25 protein-coding genes and 1 tRNA gene are annotated in these 26,737 nt (G+C 59.6%); 11 read left to right on the forward strand and 15 right to left on the reverse strand.

Annotation, left to right across the window (positions count from 1 at the left end; all coding sequences use genetic code 11):
- Positions 1 to 23 precede the first annotated feature (23 nt).
- From QSK43_RS14125 to QSK43_RS14145, 5 genes are all read right to left on the reverse strand, one after another.
- Positions 24 to 1,373 carry a multicopper oxidase family protein gene (locus tag QSK43_RS14125; RefSeq protein WP_332303952.1) on the reverse strand — a complete coding sequence of 450 codons (1,350 nt, stop codon included), beginning with the start codon at positions 1,371 to 1,373 and terminating at the stop codon, positions 24 to 26.
- A 14-nt stretch (positions 1,374 to 1,387) separates the two neighbouring features.
- On the reverse strand, positions 1,388 to 2,848 hold the full coding sequence (locus QSK43_RS14130) for a TolC family protein (protein WP_332303953.1): 1,461 nt from the start codon (positions 2,846 to 2,848) through the stop codon (positions 1,388 to 1,390).
- Positions 2,845 to 3,075, reverse strand: a complete 231-nt coding sequence (locus QSK43_RS14135; RefSeq protein WP_332303954.1) for a hypothetical protein — start codon at positions 3,073 to 3,075, stop codon at positions 2,845 to 2,847. Before QSK43_RS14135 ends, QSK43_RS14130 begins: the two co-directional genes overlap by 4 nt.
- An 87-nt stretch (positions 3,076 to 3,162) precedes the next feature.
- Complete coding sequence (locus QSK43_RS14140) at positions 3,163 to 3,576, reverse strand: hypothetical protein (RefSeq protein ID WP_332303955.1); 414 nt, start codon at positions 3,574 to 3,576, stop codon at positions 3,163 to 3,165.
- Between the two features lie 86 nt (positions 3,577 to 3,662).
- Positions 3,663 to 4,109: an acetyltransferase gene (locus QSK43_RS14145; protein WP_332303956.1), complete on the reverse strand. Its 447-nt coding sequence runs from the start codon at positions 4,107 to 4,109 to the stop codon at positions 3,663 to 3,665.
- 233 nt (positions 4,110 to 4,342) lie between these two features.
- On the opposite strand from QSK43_RS14145, the gene bioB reads away from it, so the two are divergent.
- From bioB to QSK43_RS14175, 6 genes are all read left to right on the forward strand, one after another.
- Positions 4,343 to 5,362, forward strand: coding sequence for a biotin synthase BioB (gene bioB / locus QSK43_RS14150; RefSeq protein WP_332303957.1), 1,020 nt, complete (start codon positions 4,343 to 4,345; stop codon positions 5,360 to 5,362).
- Positions 5,359 to 6,501 carry an 8-amino-7-oxononanoate synthase gene (locus tag QSK43_RS14155; protein WP_332303958.1) on the forward strand — a complete coding sequence of 381 codons (1,143 nt, stop codon included), beginning with the start codon at positions 5,359 to 5,361 and terminating at the stop codon, positions 6,499 to 6,501. Before bioB ends, QSK43_RS14155 begins: the two co-directional genes overlap by 4 nt.
- Positions 6,498 to 7,136: a dethiobiotin synthase gene (bioD, locus tag QSK43_RS14160; protein ID WP_332303959.1), complete on the forward strand. Its 639-nt coding sequence runs from the start codon at positions 6,498 to 6,500 to the stop codon at positions 7,134 to 7,136. Before QSK43_RS14155 ends, bioD begins: the two co-directional genes overlap by 4 nt.
- Entirely contained in the window at positions 7,133 to 8,446 is a 1,314-nt protein-coding gene (locus QSK43_RS14165; RefSeq protein WP_332303960.1) for an adenosylmethionine--8-amino-7-oxononanoate transaminase, read from the forward strand. The genes bioD and QSK43_RS14165 overlap by 4 nt, the downstream gene beginning before the upstream one ends.
- 7 nt (positions 8,447 to 8,453) lie before the next feature.
- A complete protein-coding gene (locus QSK43_RS14170) occupies positions 8,454 to 9,440 on the forward strand; it encodes a beta-ketoacyl-ACP synthase III (RefSeq protein WP_332303961.1) in 987 nt (328 codons plus the stop codon).
- Between the two features lie 204 nt (positions 9,441 to 9,644).
- Complete coding sequence (locus tag QSK43_RS14175; protein ID WP_045016424.1) at positions 9,645 to 9,839, forward strand: hypothetical protein; 195 nt, start codon at positions 9,645 to 9,647, stop codon at positions 9,837 to 9,839.
- A 107-nt stretch (positions 9,840 to 9,946) separates the two neighbouring features.
- Here QSK43_RS14175 and QSK43_RS14180 read toward each other — a convergent pair.
- Both QSK43_RS14180 and QSK43_RS14185 read right to left on the reverse strand, forming a co-directional pair.
- Positions 9,947 to 10,020, reverse strand: a tRNA-Gln gene (locus QSK43_RS14180).
- Between the two features lie 124 nt (positions 10,021 to 10,144).
- On the reverse strand, positions 10,145 to 10,582 hold the full coding sequence (locus QSK43_RS14185; protein WP_045016426.1) for an Lrp/AsnC family transcriptional regulator: 438 nt from the start codon (positions 10,580 to 10,582) through the stop codon (positions 10,145 to 10,147).
- Positions 10,583 to 10,715: 133 nt separating this feature from the next.
- Here QSK43_RS14185 and rocF point away from each other — a divergent pair, with 133 nt between their 5' ends.
- Positions 10,716 to 11,636: an arginase gene (gene rocF / locus QSK43_RS14190; RefSeq protein WP_332303962.1), complete on the forward strand. Its 921-nt coding sequence runs from the start codon at positions 10,716 to 10,718 to the stop codon at positions 11,634 to 11,636.
- Positions 11,637 to 11,649: 13 nt separating this feature from the next.
- Positions 11,650 to 12,705, forward strand: a complete 1,056-nt coding sequence (locus tag QSK43_RS14195) for an ornithine cyclodeaminase (protein ID WP_332303963.1) — start codon at positions 11,650 to 11,652, stop codon at positions 12,703 to 12,705.
- A 30-nt stretch (positions 12,706 to 12,735) separates the two neighbouring features.
- Here QSK43_RS14195 and QSK43_RS14200 read toward each other — a convergent pair whose 3' ends face one another.
- The 5 genes from QSK43_RS14200 to QSK43_RS14220 form a co-directional block, all read right to left on the reverse strand.
- Positions 12,736 to 13,620 (reverse strand): DMT family transporter, encoded by an 885-nt coding sequence (locus QSK43_RS14200; protein WP_332303964.1) that lies wholly within the window; start codon positions 13,618 to 13,620, stop codon positions 12,736 to 12,738.
- A gap of 263 nt (positions 13,621 to 13,883) precedes the next feature.
- Positions 13,884 to 14,876, reverse strand: a complete 993-nt coding sequence (gene iolG / locus QSK43_RS14205; RefSeq protein WP_332303965.1) for an inositol 2-dehydrogenase — start codon at positions 14,874 to 14,876, stop codon at positions 13,884 to 13,886.
- A gap of 234 nt (positions 14,877 to 15,110) precedes the next feature.
- The gene (locus tag QSK43_RS14210) at positions 15,111 to 16,361 is read right to left on the reverse strand and encodes an adenylate/guanylate cyclase domain-containing protein (protein ID WP_332303966.1); all 1,251 of its coding nucleotides are present in this window, start codon (positions 16,359 to 16,361) and stop codon (positions 15,111 to 15,113) included.
- A gap of 223 nt (positions 16,362 to 16,584) precedes the next feature.
- Complete coding sequence (locus QSK43_RS14215; protein ID WP_045016438.1) at positions 16,585 to 16,815, reverse strand: helix-turn-helix domain-containing protein; 231 nt, start codon at positions 16,813 to 16,815, stop codon at positions 16,585 to 16,587.
- Positions 16,816 to 17,060: 245 nt separating this feature from the next.
- The gene (locus QSK43_RS14220; protein ID WP_332303967.1) at positions 17,061 to 18,176 is read right to left on the reverse strand and encodes an RHE_PE00001 family protein; all 1,116 of its coding nucleotides are present in this window, start codon (positions 18,174 to 18,176) and stop codon (positions 17,061 to 17,063) included.
- A gap of 224 nt (positions 18,177 to 18,400) precedes the next feature.
- On the opposite strand from QSK43_RS14220, the gene QSK43_RS14225 reads away from it, so the two are divergent.
- Positions 18,401 to 19,705 carry an MFS transporter gene (locus QSK43_RS14225; RefSeq protein ID WP_045016441.1) on the forward strand — a complete coding sequence of 435 codons (1,305 nt, stop codon included), beginning with the start codon at positions 18,401 to 18,403 and terminating at the stop codon, positions 19,703 to 19,705.
- Between the two features lie 63 nt (positions 19,706 to 19,768).
- Here the strand turns inward: QSK43_RS14225 and QSK43_RS14230 are convergent, their stop codons facing one another.
- The 3 genes from QSK43_RS14230 to QSK43_RS14240 all read right to left on the reverse strand — a co-directional run bounded on the left by QSK43_RS14230 (position 19,769) and on the right by QSK43_RS14240 (position 23,515).
- Positions 19,769 to 21,106 (reverse strand): sensor histidine kinase, encoded by a 1,338-nt coding sequence (locus tag QSK43_RS14230; protein ID WP_332303968.1) that lies wholly within the window; start codon positions 21,104 to 21,106, stop codon positions 19,769 to 19,771.
- Positions 21,107 to 21,128: 22 nt separating this feature from the next.
- A complete protein-coding gene (locus tag QSK43_RS14235) occupies positions 21,129 to 21,782 on the reverse strand; it encodes a response regulator transcription factor (protein WP_332303969.1) in 654 nt (217 codons plus the stop codon).
- Between the two features lie 65 nt (positions 21,783 to 21,847).
- Positions 21,848 to 23,515, reverse strand: coding sequence for a phosphoethanolamine transferase (locus QSK43_RS14240; RefSeq protein ID WP_332303970.1), 1,668 nt, complete (start codon positions 23,513 to 23,515; stop codon positions 21,848 to 21,850).
- 352 nt (positions 23,516 to 23,867) lie between these two features.
- Here QSK43_RS14240 and QSK43_RS14245 point away from each other — a divergent pair, with 352 nt between their 5' ends.
- Together QSK43_RS14245 and fhuB are read left to right on the forward strand one after the other, a co-directional pair.
- Positions 23,868 to 24,770, forward strand: a complete 903-nt coding sequence (locus QSK43_RS14245; RefSeq protein ID WP_332303971.1) for an iron-siderophore ABC transporter substrate-binding protein — start codon at positions 23,868 to 23,870, stop codon at positions 24,768 to 24,770.
- Positions 24,767 to 26,731 carry a Fe(3+)-hydroxamate ABC transporter permease FhuB gene (gene fhuB / locus QSK43_RS14250; protein ID WP_332303972.1) on the forward strand — a complete coding sequence of 655 codons (1,965 nt, stop codon included), beginning with the start codon at positions 24,767 to 24,769 and terminating at the stop codon, positions 26,729 to 26,731. Before QSK43_RS14245 ends, fhuB begins: the two co-directional genes overlap by 4 nt.
- Positions 26,732 to 26,737: the final 6 nt, after the last annotated feature.

Raw genomic sequence — 26,737 nt, forward strand, 5'->3', positions numbered from 1 at the left:
CTGTGGGGTTATGGTCTGCACAATCAGCCGTGTTTCATCGGTTTTGGCGTGATCTGTGTTTTTGGGTCATTGGTCTTTTCGGTATCCGGCACGTCGCCGGTCCATTCCCAGGCCTGGGTTCCCTGAGGATTTTCGTACCAACCGGGATCGGTGTAATCGCCCGCGGAGATGCCCTCGCGAACCTTCACCACGGAGAACATGCCGCCCATTTCGATGGGACCGTGCGGCCCCCATCCGGTCATCATGGGAACGGTGTTCTCCGGGATTTCCATTTCCATCGCGCCCATATCGGCCATGCCGGCGGTGCCCATCGGCATATATTCCGGCTGGACCTTGCGGATTTTTTCAGTGACGGTCTTCTTGTCGACGCCGATGAAGGTCGGGACGTCGTGCCCCATCGCATTCATCGTATGGTGCGACTTGTGGCAATGGATCGCCCAGTCACCGACATATTTGGCGTCGAATTCGTAGGCCCGCATCGCTCCGACGGGAATGTCGATGCTGACCTCCGGCCAGCGGGCTTCCGGGCGCACCCAGCCGCCATCGGTGCAGGTCACTTCGAAATCATAACCGTGCATGTGGATCGGATGGTTGGTCATGGTCAGGTTGCCAACACGCACGCGGACCCGGTCGTCCTTGGAGACCACCAGCGGATCGATGCCCGGAAACACCCGGCTGTTCCATGACCACAGATTGAAATCCGTCATCGTCATGATTTTCGGCACGTAGGAGCCGGGGCTGATGTCAAAGGCGTTGATCAGGAACACGAAGTCCCGATCAACCGGCATGAATGTCGGGTCCTTCGGATGGATCACGAAGAAACCCATCATGCCCATCGCCATCTGCACCATTTCGTCCGAATGCGGGTGGTACATGAAGGTGCCCGATTTCACGAGATCGAACTCGTAAACGAAGGTCTTGCCAACCGGGATATGTGGCTGCGACAGGCCGCCGACGCCGTCCATGCCGGATGGCAGGATCATGCCGTGCCAGTGGATCGTCGTATGTTCCGGCAGCTTGTTGGTCACGAAAATGCGCACCCGGTCGCCTTCGACGGCCTCGATCGTCGGGCCGGGCGACTGGCCGTTATAGCCCCAGAGGCGGGCGGTCATGCCCTCCGCCATTTCGCGCTCCACCGGCTCGGCGACAAGATGGAATTCCTTGACGCCGTTATTCATCCGGAAGGGCAGGGTCCAGCCGTTGAGGGTGACGACCGGGTTGTAATCTGGCCCGGTGGTGGGCTTGACGGGCGCCTGGGTCGCGGCCGTTTCCATCATGGCCGCTTCCGGCAGGCTGCTATTCGATGTCTTTGCCCAGGCCGCCGTAGAGACCATCGCGGCGCCGACGCCCAGAAAGTTTCTTCTATTGAACATGGTCATTTCCTTTCTCAATGTCCGCCACCGCCGCCGCTAGCGGCGGCAACTTTGGCTTCTGCCCCTGCCGTACCTGCGCCGCCGCCGTAAATGGCAGGGGCAAGGCCGGCTTCCGCGAGCCAGAAGTCGCGTTTCGCATTGATGGCGAGCAGGTTCGAATTGACCTTTTCCCGGCTGTCGACGAGCAGTTCGAAGGTGTTGGTGAGCATGCCGTTATAGGTGAGCAGCGACTCCTCCTCGATCTTCGTGCGCAGCGGCACCACGCTGTTGCGATAGTGCCGGGCGATGTCGTAGTTCGAGCGATAGGCCTGATAGGCCGAGCGGGCCTCCGAGCGGACATTGACCGCCTTTTCCGCCAGCAGGTTTGCCGCACGCATATAGGCGAGTTCGGATTCCCGCATTCTCGCCCGACCGGAATCGAAGATCGGAATGACGAATTCCAGTTCGGCATTGCCCGTTGTCTGTTTGTGTTTTTCACCGTCTTCAAGTTCGCGTTCGGTCTCGAAACCGGAGCGGAGTTCGAGATCGGTGACATAACGGGTGGCCTCGGTGAGCTTGAACGACCGGGCCGTGGATTCCAGATCGAGCTTCGCCATCTGCAAGTCCACGCGGTTTTGCAGCGTCTCGGCCTCGATCATGTCGCGTTTGGCGAGATCCTTCGGAAGCTGCGGCAGGCGGTTGGGGATGCTGTATTCGATGTCCCCTCCCCACAGTCCCATCAGCCTTGTCAGTTCCTCCTTCGCAAGGCGGGCCTCAAGCCGCGCCTTGGCGATCTGGCCCGTCAGCTCGGCATAAAAGACCTGTTCGCGGGCCTGGCCTTCCTTGTTCAGCGAACCCGCCTCTCCAAGCTTCTTGGCAAGTTCCGAGGCGGCATCCGCCGCAGTCTGCGCCTGAGCCAGCTGGCCGACATTTTCCCATGCGGCGACAGCCGTGATCCAGGCGCGACGGGTATCCGCCGCCAATTGCAACGTCTTCAGCGCGGCTGCGAGCTGAGCCTTGCGGAAGCCGGTATCGGCAATCTCGACATTCTGTCTGAGGGTGGCCAACGCCAGAATATTGGTGACGATCACGCCCTCGATTGCCTTGTAGGCCCTGAGACCCGGCGTACCGATCCCCGTCAGCCCGATACCGACTCTCGGATTGACCAGCATGGTCGATTGCCAGGCGGTTGCGGCCGATTCTCCCAGATCGGCATAGGCCGCCTGAAGGCCCTTGTTGTTGAGCAGCGCGACCTGAACCGCCGTCTCGACATCGACGGTTTTCGCTGACATCAGCGATTTGACGCGGGTTGCGGTTGCCTGCGCCTCGGCCCGGTTCTGTATCCAGACCGTCTGCTTTCCGGTCGCTTCGGATGTTCTGGCCGAGATGGTGGTGAAGCCAGCGTTCTTCGACGTGTAGTCGGCAGCGGTGACGCAGCCGCCGAGAATGACCGGGAAGGAAAGGACGGCCGCGAGTTTGAATGCGCTTATCGTCATGATGCGTCTCCTTTCGGAGCCTGCGCATCGTTCTGGTTACGCCAGGGCTTCGGGTCCACCGGGGCGCGGTGCGTATAACCTGCGACCGGTGTCTGATAGCGCAGAGGGGCGACGCCGAGCGACGGGTTTGCCGCGTCTTCATACGAGGCGGCCTCGTTCATCGAGGATGTGGCTGTGCAGCCGCCCAGAAAAAGGGGCGCTGCAACCACGATGTAGATAGGGTTCATGGTAATTTCCGAACAGGAGATGCAACGGCGCGACGGCGCTAAAGCCGCTCACGCACGATCATTGCCCGAGAGGCGGGCTTTGCCTGTTCAGATATTCGGTGGACGGTGAAGCAGCGGGGTCTGGCCCACGGTCTTGCTGTCGTCGAGGAAGGAACGGATGGAATTGACGACGGGTCCACCAAGGGCGTCATGCGAAATCAGCACCGCCATGCCGAGACAAAAATCGTTGCAGCATTCCTGTTTGACAGGCTTTTTAACGCCGCTCTCGTGTTCTGCCGCATCCATGTTGTGGTGATCACCGGATGTCATGGCCGAGCCGCCATGGTCCGTCATCGAACCGTGATCCATCGTCATGGCGGACTGGGTGTGCTGCATTTCCGCAGCGTTGGGACCATGCATTGCGGCATTGACAGTGGAAACGCTGTAGCCTGCCAGTGACAATATCATCACCAGTCTAAACAACAGTGCCATCAATTTCGATGTTCGCAACATCCCACTCATGCGCTGTAGAAGAGCCGCAGTCCCGACATTTGTCAATGGATATCGCTCATAACCATCAACCGAGCCCGATAACCCGGTCCGGCGGCTCATTTTTTCATTGCGCAAAATCGAAGATGAATGAGCGGATAGGGCCGTCCCTGCCCGTCAAGGTCGGAGCGTCCCGTCGGCTCGAAGCCGAGCCGGCGATAAAAGCCGAGGGCCTGCGCGTTCTGTTCGTTGACGTCGGTGGTCAACGCTGCATGTAAGGCGAGCGCCGCCTGCACGAGGGCCGTCCCGATCCCTTTGCCATGCTGGTCCGGATCGATGAAAAGCGTTTCCATATGCCCTTCATGTAGCAACATGAAACCAAGGGGCCGATCCGACCCCTCCACAGCGAGCGTCATAGGTGCCTGCGGAAGAAATGCTGCAACTTCATCCCCGATAGCGGTTCGATCCGCCGGAAGCAGAAAATCATGGGTGGCGTCGACAGCCTTGCTCCAGATTTCAAGGATGCGGGTCGTGTCGCGGCTGGTGGAGGGGCGAAGCTTAATCATGTTTCACCCTTAGCAATTGCCGGCTTTTTGCGCCATGGGGGCGATTCCGATCTTTTCTGCGGGGTGTTTTTCTCCTCCGCTTAATCGCCCTTCAAAATCCTGCGATCTGGTCCCGCATATTCTCTTCGATCCGACACCCGGCAATTTTCCGAAAAAAGCTCTTGCAAAAGGTGCGTTAAAAAAAATAGATAAAAAGAAGTTCTATCTATTTATTCTAACCGGAAGGCTGCCAAATGGATCAGATTGTCACGCAAATAGAGTCAAATCCGGCGAAATCTCCTATAGTCGAAACGGATTCATCGCTGGAGGAAGCGAAAATTATCTATAATTTGCCGTTTAACGATCTGTTGTTTCGCGCCCAGCGGGTGCATCGTCGCCATTTCGATGCCAACGCCATCCAGATGAGCCGCCTCTTATCCATCAAGACCGGCGGTTGCCCGGAGGATTGCGGTTATTGCAGCCAATCCGCCCGTAATCCGACCGGTCTGAAGGCGTCCAAGCTGATGGAGGTTGAGCGGGTGCTGGCCGAAGCGCGCAAGGCGAAGAAAGGCGGCGCGACGCGTTATTGCATGGGAGCGGCATGGCGCAATCCAAAGGAGCGCGACATGGAGGCGGTGGTGGCCATGGTCGAAGGCGTCAAGGCGCTCGGCATGGAGACCTGCATGACGCTCGGCATGCTGACGCCGGAACAGTCCGAACGGCTGGCCGATGCCGGGCTCGATTATTACAATCATAACGTCGATACGTCGGAGCGATTTTATTCGCAGGTCATCACCACCCGCACCTTCGAGGATCGGCTGGAAACGCTCGCCAATGTTCGTGATGCCGGCATGAAAGTCTGTGCCGGCGGCATTCTCGGCATGGGAGAAACGGTCGATGACAGGATTTCGATGCTGGTAACGCTCGCCAATCTGCCGGTTCCGCCGGAAAGTGTGCCGATCAACATGCTGATCCCGATCCCCGGCTCGAAGCTCGCCAAGGCCGATCCGGTCGACCCAATCGATTTCGTCCGCACCATTGCCCTCGCGCGTATCCTGATGCCGCGCTCGCATGTGCGCCTTTCCGCCGGACGCACGGAAATGAGCGACGAGACGCAGGCACTCTGTTTTCTGGCCGGGGCGAATTCCATCTTCGTCGGCGAGACGCTGCTGACAGCGGATAATCCGGGCGAGGATCATGATACGGCGCTGTTCCGGCGGCTGGGCCTGAAGCCAATGGAGCTGCAAACGGTGGAAGCAGGAGAGACCCGGTGAATTCGTCGGCGCTCTCCCCTTATAAGGTAAAGCTTGCCGGCCTGCATCGCAAGTCAAGGCTGCGGGCGCTTGCCCCCCGGCAGGGTGTCGACTTCACCTCCAACGACTATCTCGGACTTGCCGATGCGCCCCGGCTGAAGACGGCGATTGCCGCCGCAATCGAAAGCGGCGTGCCTGTCGGTGCCGGCGGCTCACGACTGCTGCGCGGCAATCATCCGGAACATGAGGCACTTGAAGCGGAAGCGGCGGCATTTTTCGGGGCGGAAAAGACGATCTATTTCGGCAGCGGATTTGCAGCCAATGTCGCGCTTTTTTCCGTACTGCCGTTGCGGGACGACCTCGTCCTTCACGATGCGCTGATCCATGCCAGCGTCCATGACGGCATTGCCGCCGGCAAGGCGAAGGCGGTGGCCGTGCCACATAATCAAGTCGAGGCATTCGAACGGGAAATAAACCGCTGGCGGCAGGCGGGCGGCAAAGGTCGCCCGTGGATCGCGGTGGAGAGCCTCTATTCCATGGATGGAGACCGGGCGCCGGTTGCAGCCCTTGCCGGTCTTGCCGGACGATACGGCGGCTTCCTCGTCGTTGACGAGGCGCATGCTACTGGGGTGTTCGGAGAGGGCGGGCGTGGCTTTGCTGCGGAACTGGAAGGCCGGGGCAATGTGGTTGCACTGCACACCTGCGGCAAGGCGCTCGGCCTCTCCGGCGCGCTTTTAAGCCTGCCTGCGGTTCTTGCCGATTACCTCACCAACCGCGCTCGCGGCTTCATCTATTCGACTGCGCCGTCCCCGTTGATGGCGGCAGCCGTGCGGGAGGCCCTGCGGATGATCGCCGATGAACCCTGGCGACGCACGCGGCTGGAAGAACTGATAAACTTCGCCGGCGAACAATTGCGTTCTCGCCTTGGAGTGATGCCCAGCGGCTCGCAGATATTGCCTGTCATGATCGGCGACAATGCCCGTGCGCTAAGGATTGCCGCGCGTATGCGGGACGGCGGTTTCGACGTGCGCGCGATCCGCCCGCCGACGGTGCCGGAAGGCACGGCGCGCCTGCGCATATCCCTCACGCTCAATGTGGATGAAAGCCAGATCTCCGACATGATCGGGTTGCTCGCCCTCGCTATGGAGGAGGAGAAATGAGCCTGCGCTTCGTCGTTTCCGGCACCGATACGGGCATTGGCAAGACGGTTTTTTCCGCAGCACTCACCCACGCTTTGCAGGCTTATTACTGGAAGCCCGTGCAATCCGGGCTGGAGGAAGAGACCGACAGCGAGGCGGTGGAGCGGCTGGGCCGCGTGCCGCGCGCGCGCATCCTGCCGGAAGCCTATCGCCTGAAAATGCCGGTATCACCGCACCTTTCGGCCCGCCTTGAAAATGTGACGATCGAGCCTGAGTTTCTGCTTCCGCCGGAAACGGACGGGCCGCTGGTGATCGAAGGCGCGGGCGGTCTTCTGGTGCCACTGACCGACACATTGCTGTTTGCCGATATCTTCGCCCGCTGGCGGATTCCGCTCATCCTGTGCGCCAGAACTTCGCTCGGCACCATCAACCACACGCTGCTGTCGCTGGAGGCGCTGCGGCTAAGGGCCATTCCAGTGCAGGGCGTGGTTTTCATAGGAGATGAGAACCAGGAAAATCAGCGCGTCATTACTGGTATTGGTGGGGTTCGTTCGCTTGGCCGGTTGCCTCACCTGCCGGAGATGACCGCCGAGGCGCTCCACCATGCATTCGCTCAACACTTCGATCTCGCTGATTTTCTGGAGGTGTCGGCATGAACCGTTCGCCCATCTGGCATCCCTTCACCCAGCACGGGCTGGAACCGCCGATGAAACGCATTGTCTCGGCGGAGGGCGCCTTTTTGGTGGATGAGAATGGCGAGCGGCTGTTCGATGCCGTTTCATCCTGGTGGGTCATCACCCACGGCCACCGGCACCCGGCAATCATGGCGGCCATCCGCGCCGCGACCGAGACCTTCGACCAGATCATCTTCGCCGAATTTTCCCACGAACCGGCCGAGACGCTGGCCAAAGGGCTGATCGAACTCGCGCCCGCCGGGCTGAGCCACGTATTTTATTCCGACAGCGGCTCGACCTCGGTGGAAGTGGCGCTGAAGATGGCGCTTGGTTATTTTCACAATCGCGGTGAAAAGCGCGACCGCATCGTGGTCATGGAGCATGGCTACCACGGCGACACGATCGGCACCATGTCGACCGGCGAACGTGGTGTGTTCAATGTCGCTTACGAACCCCTGCTTTTCGGCGTCGACCGGCTTGCTTTTCCGGAACATGGCCGCGAGCAGCAGACGCTCGATATGTTCGAGAGTTTCTGCCGTTCTGGCCGGGTCGCTGCCCTGCTGATCGAGCCGTTGATACTCGGCGCCGGTGGCATGAAGATTTACGGCGCAGATGTTCTGGCCGGGCTGAAACAGATCGCCGAGCGCCACGATTGCCTGCTGATCGCCGATGAGGTGATGACGGGCTGGGGCCGGACGGGAACCATGTTCGCCTGTGAACAGGCCGGAATTTCACCGGATATTCTCTGCACGTCCAAGGGGCTTACCGGCGGTTCGCTGTCGTTGGCGGCTACGCTTTGCAGCGGCGAGATATTCGATGCGCATTTTTCAACCGATCGCCGCAAGACCTTTTTCCATTCGAGTTCCTACACCGCCAATCCAATCGCCTGTGCGGCTGCCGTCGCCAATCTGCAGGTCTGGCGCGACGAACCTGTGATGCTGCGCATCGGGCATTTGCAAGACGCGCTGAATACGAACCTGGGTCGGTTCGACGGTGACGGACGTTTCGCCAACATCCGCCAATTGGGAACCATCGCGGCGCTTGATCTTGTGGTGCCCTCCGGTGGTTATCTCGCCGACGCGGGGCCGCGCATGCGGCAACTGTTCCGTGAGCGGGGGTTCGTCATCCGCCCGCTCGGCAACGTGCTTTATCTGATGCCGCCCTATTGTGCGACGGCGCAAGATTTGGCGCGCGCCTTCGACGCCATCGACGAAGTGGCCTCGATCGTGACCGAAGCCGCTCCGGCAAAATCGCGCGCGGGCGGGATCCCAAACCATCCTCGAAAGGCCTGACAATACAATGCAGACACGTTCTTCCCGCATGGCCGGTTTCGGGCATGCAGTTCCTGCGCGATGCGTCGGCAATGCCGAGATAGAGATGCGTCTTGGGTTGGAGGCTGGCTGGATCGAACGACGGACCGGTATCCGCACACGTTATTGGGCTGAAGAAGGCGAGACCTTGAGCGGTCTGGCGGAAAGAGCCGGCCGCATGGCGCTGGAAGATGCGAAAATCAACTCCGACGATATTGCGCTGACATTGCTGGCAACCTCGACACCGGACCATCTTCTGCCGCCTTCCGGCCCGTTATTGGCTCACAGGCTGGGCCTGACGCGATCGGGCGCGATCGATCTCGCCGGGGCCTGCTCCGGTTTTCTTTATGCGCTTACCCTTGCAGACGGCTTTGTCCGCACCCAGGGCCGTGCCGTGTTGGTTGTCGCCGCAAATATTCTGAGCCGCCGTATCAATCCTGCGGAAAGGGCAAGTGCGGTTTTGTTCGCCGATGCTGCCGGTGCCGTTGTGCTCGCGCCATGTCAGAATGCGCAGCGCGGCCTGCTGTCGGCCGATCTCGTTTCCGATGGCAGCGGTTATGACCTGATCCAGATGGCGGCGGGCGGCAGTAGTCAGCCTTTTTCCGCTGATACGCCTGCCGAAGATACCCTGATGACGATGCGGGACGGACGCGAAGTTTTCTCCCGCGCCGTGGCCATGATGACGCAGACTTCGGAGCGGGTACTGCAACAGGCCGGAATTAAAGCGGCCAATATCGACCGTTTCGTGCCGCATCAGGCCAATGCCCGCATGTTCGACGCGGTCTGCGGCAATCTCGGCATCGACCGGCAAAAGACGCTGCGCACGGTGGAGACCTTCGGCAACTCGTCTGCCGCGACCATTCCGCTTTCGCTTTCCGTTGCCAATGCCGAACGGCGCTTCGCTGAGGGGGAGACGCTGCTACTGACCGCCGCGGGGGCCGGCCTGACCGGCGGCGCTGTTGTTTATCGGGAATAGGCCGGCTTGCAAGAACGGCAGGCCTCACTTCGTGAGCAGGCCTGCACTCATCAACAATTCAGTTTACCACTGACCGCTTGCGGGGTAGCCGACAATTTCCCAGCCGTTATATTCGTACCAGGAGTAGCGCTCGTGGAAAAAGCGCGTGTCATTGTGGTCGTACCGCTTTTTGTCATAGTCTCGAAACGAACCGGGAGACTGCGATTGAACCTCGATGAAAAAGACCAGCATGCCACACAGCCAAAACGACCGATTTGGCCATGGCTGCTGCTGGCGGCTCTCACGCTCCTGGCCATTTACGCCTATTCAGAAGTGACATCGATGATCGATGACACCGTCAGGCTCTGGAACGACCTCGTACAACTATTCTGGTGGATCATCCCGGACCAGCCGCCGTGATGCGCAAACGAAGCACCCGAGAGAAAGCATTGCACGACAGAATGTGAAATGCCGGATATCTCGACATTCGGTTCCGCATAACCACTTGATTTAATGTGAGAAGAGATTGGCTGGGGAACCTGGACTCGAACCAAGATTAACGGAGTCAGAGTCCGTCGTTCTACCATTGAACTATTCCCCAAAGGCCTTGAGCGCATGGCTGCGTTCGCTTTGGTGGGTCGTCATATAGATGATTTATCTTTGGGCGCAAGTCGAAAAAGCAGAAAAATGCGTTTTAGCCGTTCTTTTGTCCTTGGTCGCTCTGGCTAAAGTCTGGCGCGGGTAGATCGGGGCGTGGACAGGAGCAGGCTGGTCTCGCTGCCGGTGATGCCGGGCACAAGGCGGATGCGGCGCAGAACGGCGTCGAAATCGCTGAGTGTCGCGGCGTTGAGTTCCACGATCAGGTCCCAGCGGCCGTTGGTGGTATGGATTTCGGATATTTCCGGGAAACCGCCGAGCGTGCGGATGACCCGGTCCGTCACATGGCCTTCAATCTCGATCATCATGATGCCGCGGATCGCCGCTTCCACCGCATCGGCACGCAGGATGACGGTGTAACCGATGATGGTGCCGTCGTTTTCCATTTTTTCGATATGCGACCGCACCGTCGCACGCGAGGTTTCCGTCTCGATTGCCAGATCGGAAATGCTGCGTCTGCCGTTATGCCGCAAAAGGGTCACCAGCCGTTCGTCGAGAATATCCATTGATAGCCATTCTGATAAATAGATTTAATCAAATTGATAGCCTATTTCAATAATATTGCCAATATTTGATGTTCATTCCGCCATGTCTCTGTGATCTAGTGAGGCTATTCGGTTGGGAAAAGCGAGGGATGGAATGGATATCAGGTTGATCGGTGCGCCGCTGCAAATCGGCGCCGGGCAATTGGGGTGTGAAATGGGGCCGAGTGCGTATCGCATTGCCGGTCTCGCGCGCGCTCTGGAAGATCTGGGCCATAGGGTGGTCGATATCGGCAATGTGACGCCGGCGCCGCTCAGGGAATTCTGCCATCCCAATCCGGCGGTGCACCACCTGGCCGAGACTGTGGCCTGGACCGAGGCGCTGACGGAGGCCGCCTATCGCGAAAGTGCCGCCGCCGTGCCGATCTTTCTCGGCGGCGACCACGCGATTTCGGCCGGAACCGTCGCCGGCATGGCGCGCCGGGTGGCGGAGAGCGGCCGACCGTTTTTCGTGCTCTGGCTCGATGCCCATACCGACTACCACACGCTGGAAACGACGCGCAGCGGCAACCTGCATGGCACGCCGGTCGCCTATTTCAGCGGCCGCGACGGATTTGCGGGTTATTTCCCGCCTTTGTCCCATACGGTTCCTGAAGAAAATATCGGCATGATCGGTATCCGCAGCGTCGATCCGGCCGAGAGGGCCGCACTGGAAGACAGCGGCATCACCGTTCACGATATGCGCTCGATAGACGAACACGGTGTCGCGGTTCTGCTGCGCGCATTCCTGGCGCGGGTTCAGGCGGTAAACGGCCTGTTGCATGTCAGTCTCGATGTCGATTTCCTTGAACCGTCGATCGCGCCTGCGGTCGGCACTACGGTTCCGGGCGGTGCGACGTTCCGTGAGGCGCATCTGGTGATGGAAATGCTGCATGATAGCGAGCTGGTGTGCAGCCTCGATCTGGTGGAACTGAACCCGTTTCTCGACGAGCGCGGCAGGACGGCGACCCTGATGGTCGATCTCGCCGCCAGCCTGATGGGTAAGCGGGTTATGGACCGCCCAACGCGGGCCGGCTGAAAGGAATGATCCGATGACGGTAATACCGAACCTCAATATCGTACCTTTCGTCAGCGTCGATCACATGATGAAACTTGTGCTCCGGGTGGGGATCGATACGTTTCTGCGCGAGCTTGCCGACGTGGTGGAGGAGGATTTCCGCCGCTGGGAAAGCTTCGACAAGACCCCGCGCATTGCGTCGCATTCGAAGGAGGGTGTCATCGAGCTGATGCCGACCAGCGATGGGACGCTTTATGGCTTCAAATATGTCAACGGGCATCCGAAAAACATGAAGGAGGGCCGCCAGACGGTAACGGCATTCGGTGTGCTTTCCGATGTCGGCAACGGTTATCCGCTGCTTCTGACCGAGATGACGATCCTGACGGCGCTACGCACGGCGGCCACCTCGGCCGTTGCGGCAAAACATCTCGCCCGGAAAAATTCCCGCTCGATGGCCATCATCGGCAATGGCGCACAGAGCGAATTTCAGGCGCGCGCCTTCAAGGCCATTCTCGGCATCGACACGGTGCGGCTTTTCGATATTGACCGATCCGCCAGCGAAAAATGCGCCCGCAATCTCGCCGGGCAGGGTTTTGCCATCGAGATTTGCGACAGCGCGCAAGGGGCGGTGGAAGGTGTGGATATCGTCACCACCGTCACGGCCGACAAGCAATATGCGACGATACTGACCGACAACATGGTCGGTCCCGGCATTCACATCAACGCCGTTGGGGGCGATTGCCCCGGCAAGACGGAATTGCACCGGGACATTTTGTTGCGGTCGGATATTTTCGTCGAATATCCGCCGCAGACGCGCATTGAAGGCGAAATCCAGCAACTACCGGCGGACTATCCCGTTACCGAGCTTTGGCAGGTCATATCAGGTGAAAAGCAGGGGCGGGTAAACGACAGGCAGATAACCTTGTTCGACAGCGTCGGTTTCGCGACCGAGGATTTTTCGGCGCTGCGTTATGTGCGCTCGAAACTGGCTGCCACCGGGCTCTATACGGAGCTGGATCTGCTGGCCGATCCGGATGAGCCGCGCGACCTGTTCGGGATGCTGCTGCGCTGCGAGGCGGCTCTCCCCTGAGAGAGCGTTCAACGGGCCTGAAGGATGGGCCTAGTCAGCCTTTCGGCGTTCCTTCCGCACGACCACATGTTCGCGCCAGATGGTGAAGAGGCCGGCGGCAATCACGATTACAGCGCCCAGGACCATATTGGATGTTACGATCTCGCCATAGACGGTGACGCCGATGATGGAGACGAGCACGAGCTGGTAATAGGAAAACGGCTGTACGGAGGCCGCATCCGCCAGTTCGAACGCCTTGATCAGGCAATAATGGCCGCTCATGCCGGTAATGCACAGCGCCAGCATCCAGCCCCAATCCTGGGGGGCGAGGCTCACCCAGTAGAACGGGCCAATCAGCGTCAGCGCTGCGGCACCGGCGACGCCGGTATAAAAGAAGCTCGTCATCGCTGAATCGCTCTTGCTGCCGAGGCGGGTCAGGACGCTGTAAAGCGCCAGCATGAAAGCGGCGACGAAAGTGATCATCAGGGTGTTGTCGAAACCCTCGCCATCCGGCTTCAGGATGACGAGAACGCCGATGAAACCGACGAAAATGGCGCACCAGCGTCGCCAGCCCACATGTTCACCAAGCAAGGGTACGGAAAGTGCTGCAACGATCAGCGGTGCGGAGGCGAGGATGGAATGGCTGTGCGCCAGCCCGACAACGGCGAAGGAGAAGATGGAAAAAACGATCTGTACGGCAAGAAGGACGCCACGGCCGATTTGCAGCCAGGGACGGTTGGCCATGACGGCGCCCCGGATGCCGCCCGAGGATTTTGCGGCCATCAGCAAAACGAAGACGGCGAAGGCCCAGTACCGAAGCATGGCGACGAAGACGGGCGGATAGGCGCTGCCCAGATGTTTCGATATGCCATCCTGCGCCGCAAAGATCGTGAAGGCGACAAAGGCATAAAGATAACCGGTCTTGGGTGATGGCATAAATAAACCGCTGTCCGGCTGTTGGCGACAAAAGAGGATTCGGCGCGAATAAGGTGGATAGCAACCATATGTTACAGCCGCATCTTGTCAGACAACCTTATTTTCCGAATAGCTGCCATGCAAGTGCGAAGGTGACCTCTCCCCGGTGAGGCTTGAGAGTGATGTTGATGCGGGCGAAAGGTTCGGAAATACCTGTTTTCCTGTCCGCCATGCGTTAGCGCGGGGCGGACAGGATGTCCGGTTACGGACTGATTTCTGTAACGTCAGCCGATCGTCACCGCTGACTTCGAGGCCACGGATTTGAGCGCGGCGTCGGCCAGTTTCAATGCGATCAGCCCATCCTTGATGGAGGGCGCCGGTGCGACATTGTTTTCGATGCAATCGATGAAAGCCGCAATTTCTGCCGCATAGGCCGCCGTGTAACGCGTCATGAAGAAATCATGCAGCGGCGGGCGGGCGTAGCCTTCGGCATTGGCGATTTCGATAGAGACCGGCCGCTGGTTTTCGGCCGCTGCCGAACCGAGCGAACCGTGCACTTCGATACGCTGGTCGTAACCATAGGTCGCGCGCCGCGAATTCGAAATGATCGCCTGCCTGCCGCTTTTCGTCGTGAGAATGATGCTGGCACTGTCGAAATCGCCGAGAGTGCCGATCTCCGGATTGACGAGAACGGAACCGGTGGCGAACACGCTGTCCACTTCCTCGCCGAGCAGGAAACGCGCCATATCGAAATCATGAATAGTCATGTCGCGGAAAATACCGCCGGAAACCTTGATATATTCGGCCGGCGGCGGGCCGGGATCGCGGCTGGTGATGGTTACCATTTCCACCTTGCCGATGCGGCCGTCCTCGATTGCCTTGTGCACGGCCTGGAAATGCGGATCGAAACGTCGGTTGAAACCGAGCATCACCTTTGCGCCGGTTTCCTCGACCACCTTGGCGCAGGCTTCCGCCCGGGTCACATCCAGATCGACGGGCTTTTCGCAGAAGATGGCCTTGCCGGCACGGGCGAAACGTTCGATCAGGTCGGCATGGGTGTTGGTCGGCGTGCAGATGATGACGGCGTCGATCGTCTTGTCGGCCAGAACCTCGTCGATCGTGCTGACCTTGCACTGTGCTTCGCGGGCGATTGCTTCCGCAGCACCGGCCACGGCGTCCACAACGGCCACCAGCTTCGCACGGCTGTCGGTGGTGATCGCCTTGGCGTGGACCTTGCCGATCCGTCCAGCGCCGAGCAGTGCCAATTTCGTAACCATCTTTCCTCCGGTTTCTCACACCCGTCTTTCACTCCCGGAAAGACAGAATATGAACGCAAACAATGTTTCGATATGGAATATATGTTCTATTTTGCTAGATCGACATCGGAGGTGTGTCAAGCGTTTTGACGATGGTCGGGACGGCCGAAATCATTCCCTCGGGAAGACCATGCAGCACGGTTGGCCGCTGCGTAGAAAAAGCGTCGGGGCAGGGTGCCAAGTCTCTGCGGGTGATCAGTCGATGGAGGGCGTCTCGGCCGAATGTTGGGGAAGCGCATAAACCTCGACCGGGGTTTCGAGGCCGCGCAGCAGCCATGGACCCAGATTTTCCAGTCTGTCCTCGTATCCGGCCATACGGACGAATTCTTCGGAAAACAGCACGCTGCGGCCGGTCTCCTTGGTCAGCGTTTCAAGCCGTGACGCGATGTTCACAGCGGGGCCGATGACGGTGAAATCGAGGCGGGTTTTTGAGCCGATATTGCCGTACATGACATCGCCGACATGAACGCCGATGCCGTAACCCAGAGGGTCGTGACCCTTCTGGCAATTGATTTCATTGAGGGCAACGAGGCTTTTTTGCGCGCTGGCAATGGCTTTCATGAGGTTTTCACAGGCCTGCGGATCGCTGAGCGGGAAAATCGCCAGCAGCCCGTCGCCCATGAATTTCAGGATTTCGCCGCCGAATTCCTCGATCGGGTCGCACATGGCGTCGAAATAACCGTTCAGAAGCTCGATGACGTCATCGCGCGGCCAGAGGTCGGAAATATGGGTGAAGTTACGCAGATCGCAGATCAGGATCGCCGCACCCACCGTTATGCCGCTGCCGCGCGTCGTTGCACCATTGAGGATTTTTTCGCCCGCATGCGGACCTACGTAGGTTTCCAGCAGGGTGCGCGTCATACGGTTTTTCAGGCGTATCTCGCTGACCAGCGCCAGGGCCGGCAGCAGATTTTTCAGGGTGAGGACTTCCGCTTCTGAAAAGCCACCTGGCCGGTCGCTGGAAAAAGTGGCGACATGGCGTCTGCCGAACGTGTGTTCGATCGGCCATGCGAAATAATCCGTCAGCCCTTCGGCGCGCAGTTCCTCATAGATCGTATAACCGGGCTGATCGATGTCGTCGCCGTTCAGCCGGTGTCGGATCTCGGTGGCGCCCTGGTGGATGTCGCTGATGGGGCTGTTCAGATATTCGGGTGTGTTCTCCGATCCATAGCCATAGGTGGCGATCTCGGCGGACGACATGCCGGCTTTCCACAATATCCGCGCGCCAAGCCATTGCGGATGGCGGATGCGGAAGGCGAGCACGCCCCGTGCGACGGAAATTCCTGCCTCCCGCAGCCTGGCGCAAAGTTCCACGAATATCTCATCGATAAAACGCTCGTCCTTCGTGCCGGTGACGAGCCAGTCGAGAATTTCCGTTTTCTCCGCCGGCCACAATTCATCCAATGCTGAAGAAACCGGTTCTTCGGTGTCGAGAGTGAGTGTCATGGCAGGATTCCGGAGGTTGTTGCTGCTCTCGCGAAAACGGGCCACATGCCGAACATGACCCGTGCGGACATCATGTGGTGCGGGATAACGGAAATGTTAAGAGAGCGGTGTGGAAAATGTTCCGGAGGGTGTGGCGGCGTTCAGCCAGTACGCGCGCCGCCCGGATGTTGCCGTGAACATCGTCCCGGCGGCGCTGAGATTTGGCTCGGATCGTTCCGAACGATCAGATAACGGTTTCGACAGGAATATGCAGGGCGGCGGCAACGCGCCTGATGCGCGACGGATCGCTGTCCGTGCCGTCTTCCAGGGCGCGTATTTCGCTGGCCGTCAGGCCGCAGGTAATGGCAAGCTGTTCGACCGAATATCCGGCGAGATTGCGTGCCGTCAAAACCTTTCGGGCGAAAGGAGCATCTGTTTCGTGATCAGAATCGGGTTGTGAGACTGAAATTGTCATTTTTGCATCTCCCTCATGGTGGACACTTTAATGCGGGTGGCAAAAAAAGTTGCCAGAGCCGAATGCGGCCGCGTTGCCGGAGAAAAAATCGTTGCTGCAACGCAGCGGGAACATAGCTGCTTCACCCACCTACGCAATAGTTAAATTTTGTTAAGTTTCGTGATCGCGGCATTTTTCAGTCGTGAAAGGGGTCAAAAAAGTACGATTTTTTGAGGTTTTAGTGGATTATGGCAGAGCGATTTGCGCTAAAGCATGCCCCAGGCGCGGAAACGGCCACGGCCGGTGACCTCCCGCAATTCCAGCTGATTGGCAAGCCCGATCGCGCCTTGCGGCGTGGTGCCGAGTTCCTTGACGATCATCGCTGCCGAGACCACTGGCCGGGCAACCACCAGTTCCACCAGTTCGGGCAGACGCGAGGAAGAGCGCCGTCCGGCCAGTTTGCGCAGCATGCGCTCTCTGGCGTGGGTCAGCCTGTCATGTTCCTTCATGCTGGCGAGTGCCGCTTCGTAAAAACTATCCAGAAGAGCCAGGAGGCGCTGCGTCTGGTTTCTGGCGTGCCGGCGCTCGCGTGGAACCGCGCGAAGACCGGTGCTGAGCGCCGGCAGGTGATCGGGAGCGACAGCCCCGTCGCGCAGAAAAGCGGCGGCCAGAAGCCTGCCGAGCCAGGGGCTGCGCTGCAGAACCTCGATCATGTTCCAGGCATCCAGCAGGATTGCGGTCCGCAGGATCGTCGGCAGTTCTTCCGTGCGGCCATGGACCTGCCGCCATTCTTTCAGCCTTTCCTCCTCATCCCAGTCGGGATCGTTGACCATCGGATGGCCTTCGTCCCGAAGTGTCATCGGCGGCAGCGTGGTGCCGGCGGTGATCGCCTCCAGCGTGGCGGAGCTTCGCGCCAGAAGCGCGTCCAGTTCGGAAAAGGCTCCATCCAGCGGGGTCTCCCCTTCTGTGTCCGCTTCCCCGTTGTGGGAACGCTCCACAGTTTCCTTGCTGAATGCCGTCTCGTCGGCCGCTATTGTCGTCCTGCCCCGCAGGCGCGTAAGCCCGGGCGCCGTGAAGGCCCAGCCCGGCGCATTGGAAAAAATCAGCCGTCTCGAACGGAGAATCCGGTGCGCCGCCGTCATTTCATGGGTGGGCGCCCGCACATCCATGTGGGCGTCATGCAGGACGAGATCTTCCAAATGGACTAGTTCGCCATCCACCCACATGGATGAAATCGCATCGGTAAAATCCTGCCTCCCGATGAAACCATGCTTCATCGGCGAACGGTCTATCCGCTCGTCTAGCCGCGCCAGCGCTTCGCCCGCACGGGCAGCGGGAATGAGAAGCTTTTCGATCTGGACGTCGGATATATCGTAAATCATTGATATTTTTTAGTTCGAGCATGGGTGGGTTACAAGATGGATTGTAACGGTCCGGCGCGGAAGATCGGGAACCAGGGTGTTCATCATCATGCTGCGATGCGGTGTAAACTTGCGCATCGCAATATGACGGGTATATACCCCCTCTGAGAGCGACAAATTATCACACCTTCCGTTCGCCCTTCCATCTCCTGACGAAGATGAATTGGAGTTTACCCGTGAATATTATGGCAAATGGTCCTGCCACGGCACCGGATCAGAAAACCCGTTTGAAATCCATTATCGGCGGATCGGCGGGCAACCTCGTCGAATGGTACGACTGGTACGTCTATTCGGCGTTTACGCTTTATTTTGCACCGGTGTTTTTCCCCTCCGGAAACCAGACAGCCGAGTTGCTGAGCGCGGCGGCCGTGTTCGCCGTCGGATTTCTGATGCGGCCCATCGGAGCGTGGTTCATGGGAACCTATGCCGACCGCAAGGGCCGCAAGGCCGGCCTGACATTGTCCGTCACGCTGATGTGCCTCGGCTCGCTGATGATCGCCGTCACGCCCGGCCATGAGACGATCGGTATTGCCGCGCCGGCCATTCTGGTTTTCGCCCGCCTTCTGCAAGGCATCAGCGTCGGCGGCGAATATGGCGCCAGCGCGACCTATCTCAGCGAAATGGCCGGCAAGAGCCGCCGTGGCTTTTTCTCCAGCTTCCAGTATGTGACGCTGATTTCCGGTCAGCTTCTGGCGCTGGCGGTGTTGCTCGTTCTGCAGCGCGTCCTGTCGCCGGAACAGCTCGGTTCCTGGGGCTGGCGTATCCCCTTCTTCATCGGCGGCATTCTTGCAATTGCGGTGTTTTATATCCGCCGTGGCCTTGCCGAGACGCAGTCCTTCGAAAACGCCAAGGCAGGCGGAGCGGACAAGCCGAAATCCAGTGGATGGGCGCTGTTCAAGCACTATCCGAGGGAAGCGTTGATGGTCATGGCGCTGACTTCAGGCGGCACGCTCGCCTTTTACGCCTATACGACCTATCTGCAGAAGTTCCTCGTCAACACCTCCGGCTTCAGCAAGGAAAGTGCGACCGAAATCACCACGGCAGCACTCTTCGTCTTCATGTTGTGCCAGCCGATCGCCGGTGCGCTATCGGACAAGGTGGGTCGCAAGCCGTTGATGGTTGGCTTCGGCATTCTCGGAACGCTGTTCACCTATCTCATCTTCACCACGCTGGCGACGACGACCGACCCGATCAAGGCTTTCGCTCTCGTTCTAGTCGGCCTGTTGATCGTCACGGGTTACACCTCCATCAATGCGGTGGTGAAGGCGGAAATGTTCCCCGCCCATATCCGGGCGCTCGGTGTTGCTCTGCCCTATGCGCTGGCGAACACCATTTTCGGTGGAACGGCTGAATTCGTTGCCTTGAAGTTCAAGCAGATCGGCCACGAAAACTGGTTCTTCTGGTATGTGACGATCATGATCGCGCTGTCGCTGGTGGTCTATGTGAAGATGCGCGATACGCGTGATCACAGCCATATCCACGAGGATTAAGCGGCCGTGATCTATACCGATGAAAGCCCCGTCCTCTGGCGGGGCTTTTCGTTTTCAGCGCTTTCAGGCGGCGTCGATCGGAAGGACGATGCGGGCCTCGAAACCATCTTGTCTGCCGGGGGCGGGAGAGGAAAGCACGAGCTCGCCGCCAATCTGCTCCATCAGGCTTTTGACGATGGCGAGGCCAAGCCCGGTGCCATCCGCCTTGGACGGGCCTCTGACAAAACGTGTCGTCAGTTTGGGAAGCAGCGCCTTGTCGATTGCCACGCCGGAATTGACGACGCGGATCGTGCCGTTCTCTTCGGCCAGTATCTGCACCGGGCTTTCCGCCGGGCTGTGGATCAGCGCGTTTTCAAGAAGGTTGCGGACGATGATGCCGAAGGCATCCGTGCCCATCTTGCAGTGCAGCCCGCCTTCGCAGCGATTGGTGAAACGGAGACGGGACGTGCCGATTGCCGTTCTGCTCATGTCGTCGATGACGAGTTCGAGAACGGGGATCAGGTCGTTTACCGTATCGGTTACCCCGATCCGTGCTTCGGCACGCGACATCTGAAGCAGTTTTTCGGCAAGATGGCCGAGATGCAGCAGGGATTTTTCGATATTTTCCACACGCGGTGCGAATTCGGGCGGAATATCGGCATGCAGCCGTTGCGCCTGCGCCAGCGCGCCGGCAATCGGCGTGCGCAATTCATGGGCACTGTTGGCGGTAAACTCCCGCTCCGCCTCGATTGTCGATCTCAGCCGTCTCAGCAGCAGATTGACCGAGCGGGCGATGGGATGGAGTTCGGCCGGAAATGGCAGGGTTTCCAGCGGGGCGAGATTGCCGCCATCCTTCTTTCCGATTTCGTCGCGCAAGGTCTGGATCGGTTGCAGGGTTTTTCGCACTACGACGATGACGGCGAAGATGCTGGCGGGGATGAGAAGGAGAACGGGGAGCAAAAGTGCCGTGCCCGCTTCTTCGATCGCCTCACGCCGGTTGGCGAAGGCGTCTGCGACCTGAAGGAAATAATTTCCGTCCGGTGTGGCGACCGTAAAGATGCGCTGTGTCGCCGTTTCGGAAAAGCCGGGATCGAGCGAGACCTCGAAAGGCTCGGTCGAACTGTCGTGCGAATGCAACACGACTTGCCCTTCCCGGTCGCGAACCTGATAGGTCAGATATTCTGCCGCATGTGCCGACTGGTTGAGTTTCTGCGAGGCGGGACCTGTGTTGTTTTCCCTGAGATCGTCCACCAGCAGCGGCAGCAGCCTTTCAGCGGTTTCCTCAACACCGGCGTCGAAAATCTCGGCGAACTCGTCCTGCATCACCATGACGCCAAGCCCGCAGGCGATGAGCCAGGATATGGCGACAACGCTGGTCAGCGCCGTGACCAGCTTGCGGGTCATGCTTGTCGGTCTGGCCATGTCTGCCTACCTGCCATTCTGCCTATTTGATGGTGTAGCCGACGCCGCGCACGGTCTCGACGCGGTCATGGCCGATTTTCTTGCGCAGCCGGCTGATATAGACCTCGACCGTATTGCTCTCTATTTCAGCGCCGAATTCGTAAAGCGTGTCGTGCAATTGCGATTTCGAGACGACGGCACCGGGATGCTCGACCAGTTTTTCAAGCACGGCCCATTCTCTGGCGCTGAGCGTCTGCGCCTTTCCGTCAACGATGATATTGCGCGCCACCTGGTTGATTTCGAGGCCCGGCAGGCGAATGACGGGAGCGGAGCGACCCTCGTAACGCCGCGAGACCGCCAGCATGCGCGCCGAAAGTTCGTTGAGATCGAATGGCTTGACCAGATAGTCGTCGGCGCCCGCATTCAGCCCGGCAATCCGGTCGGAGACCTGATCGTGCGCAGTCAGAATGATGACGGGTGTCGAGTCATCCCGGTTGCGCAGGGCTTGTAAAAGGGTGATGCCCTCGCCATCCGGCAACCGCATGTCGAGCAGGATCAGGCCGTAAGCCATGGTCAGTGTCGCTGCCGTGGCGTCATCCAGCGTCTTGAACCAGTCCACAGCGTGGCCGACTGCGGCGACATGGTCCCGCAGCGCCTCTCCCAGCACCTGATCGTCTTCAACAAGCAGAACCCGCAAGACAGCTCCTCTATCGCATCGTCCTGCGTATCGCTTTCGCGGGATAAGCGTCAAGCACTGTCTGTTCAGCTATTCTGGCGCTGGGTGCAGCCACCGAACACGTCCAGCGAGGCGTCGTAGACGGAAGTGGAGACGTTCATCATTCCAAGGATGCTGTGGAAATAATTATCGTGGGAGCGTCCGCCCTGCGCGGCGCTTTTCGTGAGGCAGGCGCGGTCCAACCCCATGGATTTGGCGAAATCGTCGTCGAACCAGACGAGGAACGGTACATGGGTCTGCTGGTCGGGCGCGAGCAGGTAGGGCGCACCATGCAGGTAGACGCCGTTTTCGCCAAGCGATTCGCCATGGTCCGAGGCGTAGATCATTCCCGTCGCCAGCTTGTCCGAGCGCGCCTTCAGCTTGTCGATCACCGTGGACAGGAAATGATCGGTGTAGAGAAGCGTGTTGTCGTAGGAGTTGACGATCTCGGCGTCCGTGCAATTGCCAAGTTCGGCGGTCCGGCAGTCCGGTGTGAATTTCCGGAACTCGTCGGTGTAGCGAAGATAATAGGTCGGTCCGTGGCTGCCCATCTGGTGCAGCACGATGACACTGTCTTTCTTGACGTCGTCGAGCCAGGCGTCGAGCTTGTCGAAGAAGATGTCGTCGCGGCATTCTCCACCGGTGCAGAAGCGGGTGTCATTGGCGGAAGGCAGGTCGAAATAGGGAATGCGGTCGGCAACGTTCTTGCTGCCGGTATTGTTGTCCAGCCATGTCGCGCCGATACCCGCATGGACGAGAACATCCATTACATTCTCGTTGGCGAGCGCCTTGTTGTGGCTGTACTGCGAACGCGGGAATTTCGAGAACATGCAGGGAATGGAAATCGCCGTCGCGGTGCCGCAGCTGGTCGTGCTCGGGAAATAGATCACGTTGCGCTTGGCCAATTCAGGATTGGTGTCGCGCCCATAGCCGTTGAGGGAAAAGTTCGCAGCGCGGGCGGTTTCTCCGGCCACGATGACGGTGATGCGCGGCTTGTGGACGTCGCCCAGCGCAGCAAGAACCTTTGCATCCTTACCGATCGGGCTAACCTGTATGGCGACTTCCTTTTCGGCCTGCGTCAAATAGTGAACGGCGGACAAGATCGGCGACAATGGATTGACGCTTTTGACGATGTCCTTGTGCTGCCGGAGGGCGGTGGTGAACGTCTTGGAATTCGTGAAGCTGATAATGCCGACGATGGTGAGGCAGATCAGGATGCTGATGGTGTTCCACAGCAGCTTTTCGAGGATCGGCCGATGCCTGACCCGGACAGCGACGATGACGAGCGAGGGCACCAGCCCGTAGATGACCAGATGCCACAAGAGGCCAGGGGTCATCAGATTGCCCGCTTCCGCCGGCGTCGTCTCCACGGCGTTGCGGATCATGTCGCTGTCGATGACGATGCCATAGCGGTCGATGAACCAGGAGGCCGCTGCCGCAGCGAATATCAGGAAGATCAGAAACGGCTTGATGAGGTATTTGGCAGAAAAAGTCGTGATCAAGGCGCCGAAGAGCGCCGCCATGGCGACATAGAGCGCGACGATGGCGACCGGATAGGCGGAAAAATAGGTGTGGACCTTGGACCAGAATGTCTGGTTTGTAAAAAACAGCAGATAGATAGCCGTCAGCAGGCTGAGCGGCACGCTGCCGATTTCCGGCCGATATGTTTCGTTTCCTGTCGCTTTCGCGGTAAAAAGTGCCACTGTCGGTTCCACCAGATCCGTATGTGCCGGCGGTAGCAGGAAACGTTCCGAAACGTGTGTATTCAGGCTGCCGCGAGGCCGGTCGATGGCAAATGCGTCATTTAACTGACATCAACCTGAAAGCTTGTCATGAAAGTGTCACACTACGCGGTGCCGCATGGCGGGAAGATCAACATCAGTTCGGCACTGGCTGTATCACCACCTATCAGCCAAACGGATGGCGGCGGGTTTTTCGCTCCCGGTGCGTCGCCCTCTCGTCTAAAACTTGACTGACAAAGAATATATTTCTAGTTGCTCCACTTTCGGATGCTATTACGGTTATGGACCACCGGTGATACGCCGCATCAAGTAAAGCAGCAGGGGCATGAAGCGCAGGGATCGATTGATGTGCCCCGTTCGGGGGCGGCGGGAATTTCTGGGGCTGCTCGCCGCTTCGATTGTCGCGAGACCGGCGCGAGCTGCGGTGACGCCGCGTATTGCCGCGATCGACTGGGCCATGCTGGAAACATCCGTGGCGCTCGGCGTCATGCCTGTTGCCGCGACCGAGCTTATCCAGTTCAGGAAAGGTGCCGTCGAGCCTGATATCCCTGAAACCGTCGCCGATCTTGGTCTGAGGGGCGCCCCGAATTTCGAGCTTCTGCAATTGACACGGCCCGACCTCATTCTCATTTCGCCTTTCTACACGCGTTACACCGGCCGGCTCGAAACAATAGCGCCGGTGTTTTCGCTGCCTTTCTACGTGCCGGGGGAGCCGCCGTTTGAAAAGGCTCTTGCCGCTGTCGCCGCTCTTGGCGAAAAGCTTGGCAGGACTGAGGAGGCGCGAAAGGTTCTGGATGCGGCGAACCATGCGCTGCAAGCCATGCGGACGCGCCTTGAAGCCTTTGCAGAAAGGCCGACCTATATCATCAACATTGGCGACGCCCGGCATTTCCGCGCTTTCGGTGAAGACAGCATGTTCGGTGATGTTCTCGGCCGGCTGGGCCTGAGCAACGCCTGGATCGACCATTCACAATTCACCTTCGCAGCCCCGGTTCCGCTCGAAAACCTCGGCCGTTCGCCCGATGCGCGCATCGTCATCGTCTCCGATATTCCGGTGGAGGCTCGTGAAAGCCTGCGCAACAGCGCCATCTGGCGCACGCTTCCGGCCGTACGAGAAAATCGCGTGGTCACGGTCGGTAATATCAGCCCCTATGGCGGCATCACCGCAGCCATGCGTTTCGCGCGGCTTCTGACCGAGGCTCTGACAACGCGGGGGGAAGCATTGTGACGGCGCGGCCTCTCCAGTTTGTCTTCGGGCTCGTCTTTCTTCTGGCCTGCGGGCTTTCCCTGCATGCCGGGCTGATGCGACTGCCTCTCGGCGCGTGGCCGGGCCTGCCGTTCGATGCCGCGACCATGTCGATGGATCAGGTCATTTTCGCATTCAGCCTGATGCCGCGTGTGGCTGTCGCCATTCTGGCGGGCGCGATGCTGGGATTGTCGGGTGCGCTTTTCCAGCAATTGCTGCGCAATCCGATTGCCGATCCCTCCACGCTCGGCATCTCCGCCGGTGCCCAGCTGGCAATCGTCATCGCGACACTGTTCTTTCCCTCGGTGCTGGATGGCAATCGCGCATTGGTCGCTCTGGCAGGCGGCGCCGCAGCGGCTGGCGTCGTGTTCCTTCTCGGCTGGCGGCGGTCCTTCGAACCGGTGACCATGGTGGTATCAGGGCTTTTGGTCGGTATCACTGCCGCCTCCGTCTCCGCCGCGCTGACGCTTGCGCAGGGCGAATATCTGATGTCGCTCATCGTCTGGAATGGCGGCTCGCTCAGCCAGCAGGACTGGTCGAACGCTTTTCTGCTTGCCACCCAACTTCTCGCGGGTCTCGTTCTGACCGGGTTGCTGATAAGACCACTCACGGTTCTCGGCCTTGGTGATTCCGGTGCGCGTTCGCTTGGCGTATCGCTGTTTTCGATCAGGCTGGCGGTTGCTGCCGTTGCGGTCATGCTGGCGGCCTTCGTTGCCGCAGCGGTCGGTCTCGTCAGCTTTATCGGCCTTGCCGCACCGGCACTTGCCCGGGCGCTCGGCGTGCGGCGGGCATCCTCCGTGCTGTTCGTTTCGCCGCTTCTGGGAGGTCTGCTGCTCTGGTTCTGTGACGGTCTCGTGCAGCTTCTGGCGGCGACGACAGCCGAAGTTTTTCCAACGGGTGCGGTAACGGCCCTGATCGGCGGACCGCTGCTTCTGTGGCTGCTTCCGAAAATCCGACCGACGGATGTGCATCGCACCGAAGGTGTGGACCTTGCGACAAGACGCCGGCTTGCGGCCCTTTTGCCTGTGCTTGTCATCATGGCCGGACTGGTTTTTGCCGCACTCGCCATCGGCAAGGGACCGGAGGGCTGGACGGTGCTGAAAGCTGGCGACCTGCAGAGCCTTTTGCCCTTCCGTTGGCCGCGGCTGATGGCAGCTTGCGCTGCCGGCGGTCTTTTGGCGATGGCTGGCGCACTTCTCCAGCGTCTCACCGGCAATCCCATGGCAAGCCCGGAAGTAATCGGCGTCAGCGGTGGCGCGGGCCTCGGTTTTGCCGCCGCCATCACGCTTTTTCCGGCCGCAGGCCTGTTCGAGCTGTTTTGCGGCGCCGGCATCGGCTCGGCGGCCGTGATGATCCTCGTTCTGTTCTTTTCGGTGCGCCGGCATCTGGCGCCGGAAAAAATATTGCTCGCGGGCATCGCCATCAGTTCGCTCTGCTCGGCGGTGCTTTCGGCGCTGCTTGCCATCGGTGACCAGCGGGCCTGGCAAATTCTTTCCTGGCTCAGCGGTTCGGGTTCAACCGCAACGCCCGCTTCGGCGATCTTTCTGGCGGTGCTCTCCGTCGTGCTCTTGGCTGCCGCTTTGTCGGTGACGCGCTGGCTGACGATCCTGCCGCTCGGCCGGGATGTGCCGCTCTCCCTTGGCCTGCCGCTCGGCGCGGCGCGCATCGCCGTCATTGCGGTGGCCGGCATTGCCACTGGTGCCGCCTCGCTGCTGGTCGGTCCGTTGAGTTTCGTCGGGCTGATGGCGCCGCATATTGCGCTTCGCGCCGGTTTCACCACGCCGCGTGACCATCTGTACGCTTCGTTTCTGTTCGGTGCGGTGCTGATGGCGCTTTCCGATCTCGGGGCGCGAACCGTGACATTTCCCTATGAACTCCCGCTCGGACTTTTCGCGGCTCTTGCCGGTGCGCCTTATCTGATCTGGCTTGCAGGCAGGCGATAATGATTT

This window comes from Rhizobium sp. GR12, assembly GCF_036596185.1.
GTDB classification, from domain to species: domain Bacteria; phylum Pseudomonadota; class Alphaproteobacteria; order Rhizobiales; family Rhizobiaceae; genus Agrobacterium; species Agrobacterium nepotum.

Excerpts from the sequence above, each read along its gene's own strand:
- QSK43_RS14125 (WP_332303952.1), bottom strand. The coding sequence starts at position 1,373 with ATGTTCAATAGAAGAAACTTTCTGGGCGTCGGCGCCGCGATGGTCTCT.
- QSK43_RS14130 (WP_332303953.1), bottom strand. The coding sequence starts at position 2,848 with ATGACGATAAGCGCATTCAAACTCGCGGCCGTCCTTTCCTTCCCGGTC.
- QSK43_RS14135 (WP_332303954.1), bottom strand. The coding sequence starts at position 3,075 with ATGAACCCTATCTACATCGTGGTTGCAGCGCCCCTTTTTCTGGGCGGC.
- QSK43_RS14140 (WP_332303955.1), bottom strand. The coding sequence starts at position 3,576 with ATGAGTGGGATGTTGCGAACATCGAAATTGATGGCACTGTTGTTTAGA.
- QSK43_RS14145 (WP_332303956.1), bottom strand. The coding sequence starts at position 4,109 with ATGATTAAGCTTCGCCCCTCCACCAGCCGCGACACGACCCGCATCCTT.
- bioB (WP_332303957.1), top strand. The coding sequence starts at position 4,343 with ATGGATCAGATTGTCACGCAAATAGAGTCAAATCCGGCGAAATCTCCT.
- bioD (WP_332303959.1), top strand. The coding sequence starts at position 6,498 with ATGAGCCTGCGCTTCGTCGTTTCCGGCACCGATACGGGCATTGGCAAG.
- QSK43_RS14165 (WP_332303960.1), top strand. The coding sequence starts at position 7,133 with ATGAACCGTTCGCCCATCTGGCATCCCTTCACCCAGCACGGGCTGGAA.
- QSK43_RS14170 (WP_332303961.1), top strand. The coding sequence starts at position 8,454 with ATGCAGACACGTTCTTCCCGCATGGCCGGTTTCGGGCATGCAGTTCCT.
- QSK43_RS14185 (WP_045016426.1), bottom strand. The coding sequence starts at position 10,582 with ATGGATATTCTCGACGAACGGCTGGTGACCCTTTTGCGGCATAACGGC.
- rocF (WP_332303962.1), top strand. The coding sequence starts at position 10,716 with ATGGATATCAGGTTGATCGGTGCGCCGCTGCAAATCGGCGCCGGGCAA.
- QSK43_RS14195 (WP_332303963.1), top strand. The coding sequence starts at position 11,650 with ATGACGGTAATACCGAACCTCAATATCGTACCTTTCGTCAGCGTCGAT.
- QSK43_RS14200 (WP_332303964.1), bottom strand. The coding sequence starts at position 13,620 with ATGCCATCACCCAAGACCGGTTATCTTTATGCCTTTGTCGCCTTCACG.
- iolG (WP_332303965.1), bottom strand. The coding sequence starts at position 14,876 with ATGGTTACGAAATTGGCACTGCTCGGCGCTGGACGGATCGGCAAGGTC.
- QSK43_RS14210 (WP_332303966.1), bottom strand. The coding sequence starts at position 16,361 with ATGACACTCACTCTCGACACCGAAGAACCGGTTTCTTCAGCATTGGAT.
- QSK43_RS14215 (WP_045016438.1), bottom strand. The coding sequence starts at position 16,815 with ATGACAATTTCAGTCTCACAACCCGATTCTGATCACGAAACAGATGCT.
- QSK43_RS14220 (WP_332303967.1), bottom strand. The coding sequence starts at position 18,176 with ATGATTTACGATATATCCGACGTCCAGATCGAAAAGCTTCTCATTCCC.
- QSK43_RS14225 (WP_045016441.1), top strand. The coding sequence starts at position 18,401 with ATGGCAAATGGTCCTGCCACGGCACCGGATCAGAAAACCCGTTTGAAA.
- QSK43_RS14230 (WP_332303968.1), bottom strand. The coding sequence starts at position 21,106 with ATGGCCAGACCGACAAGCATGACCCGCAAGCTGGTCACGGCGCTGACC.
- QSK43_RS14245 (WP_332303971.1), top strand. The coding sequence starts at position 23,868 with ATGAAGCGCAGGGATCGATTGATGTGCCCCGTTCGGGGGCGGCGGGAA.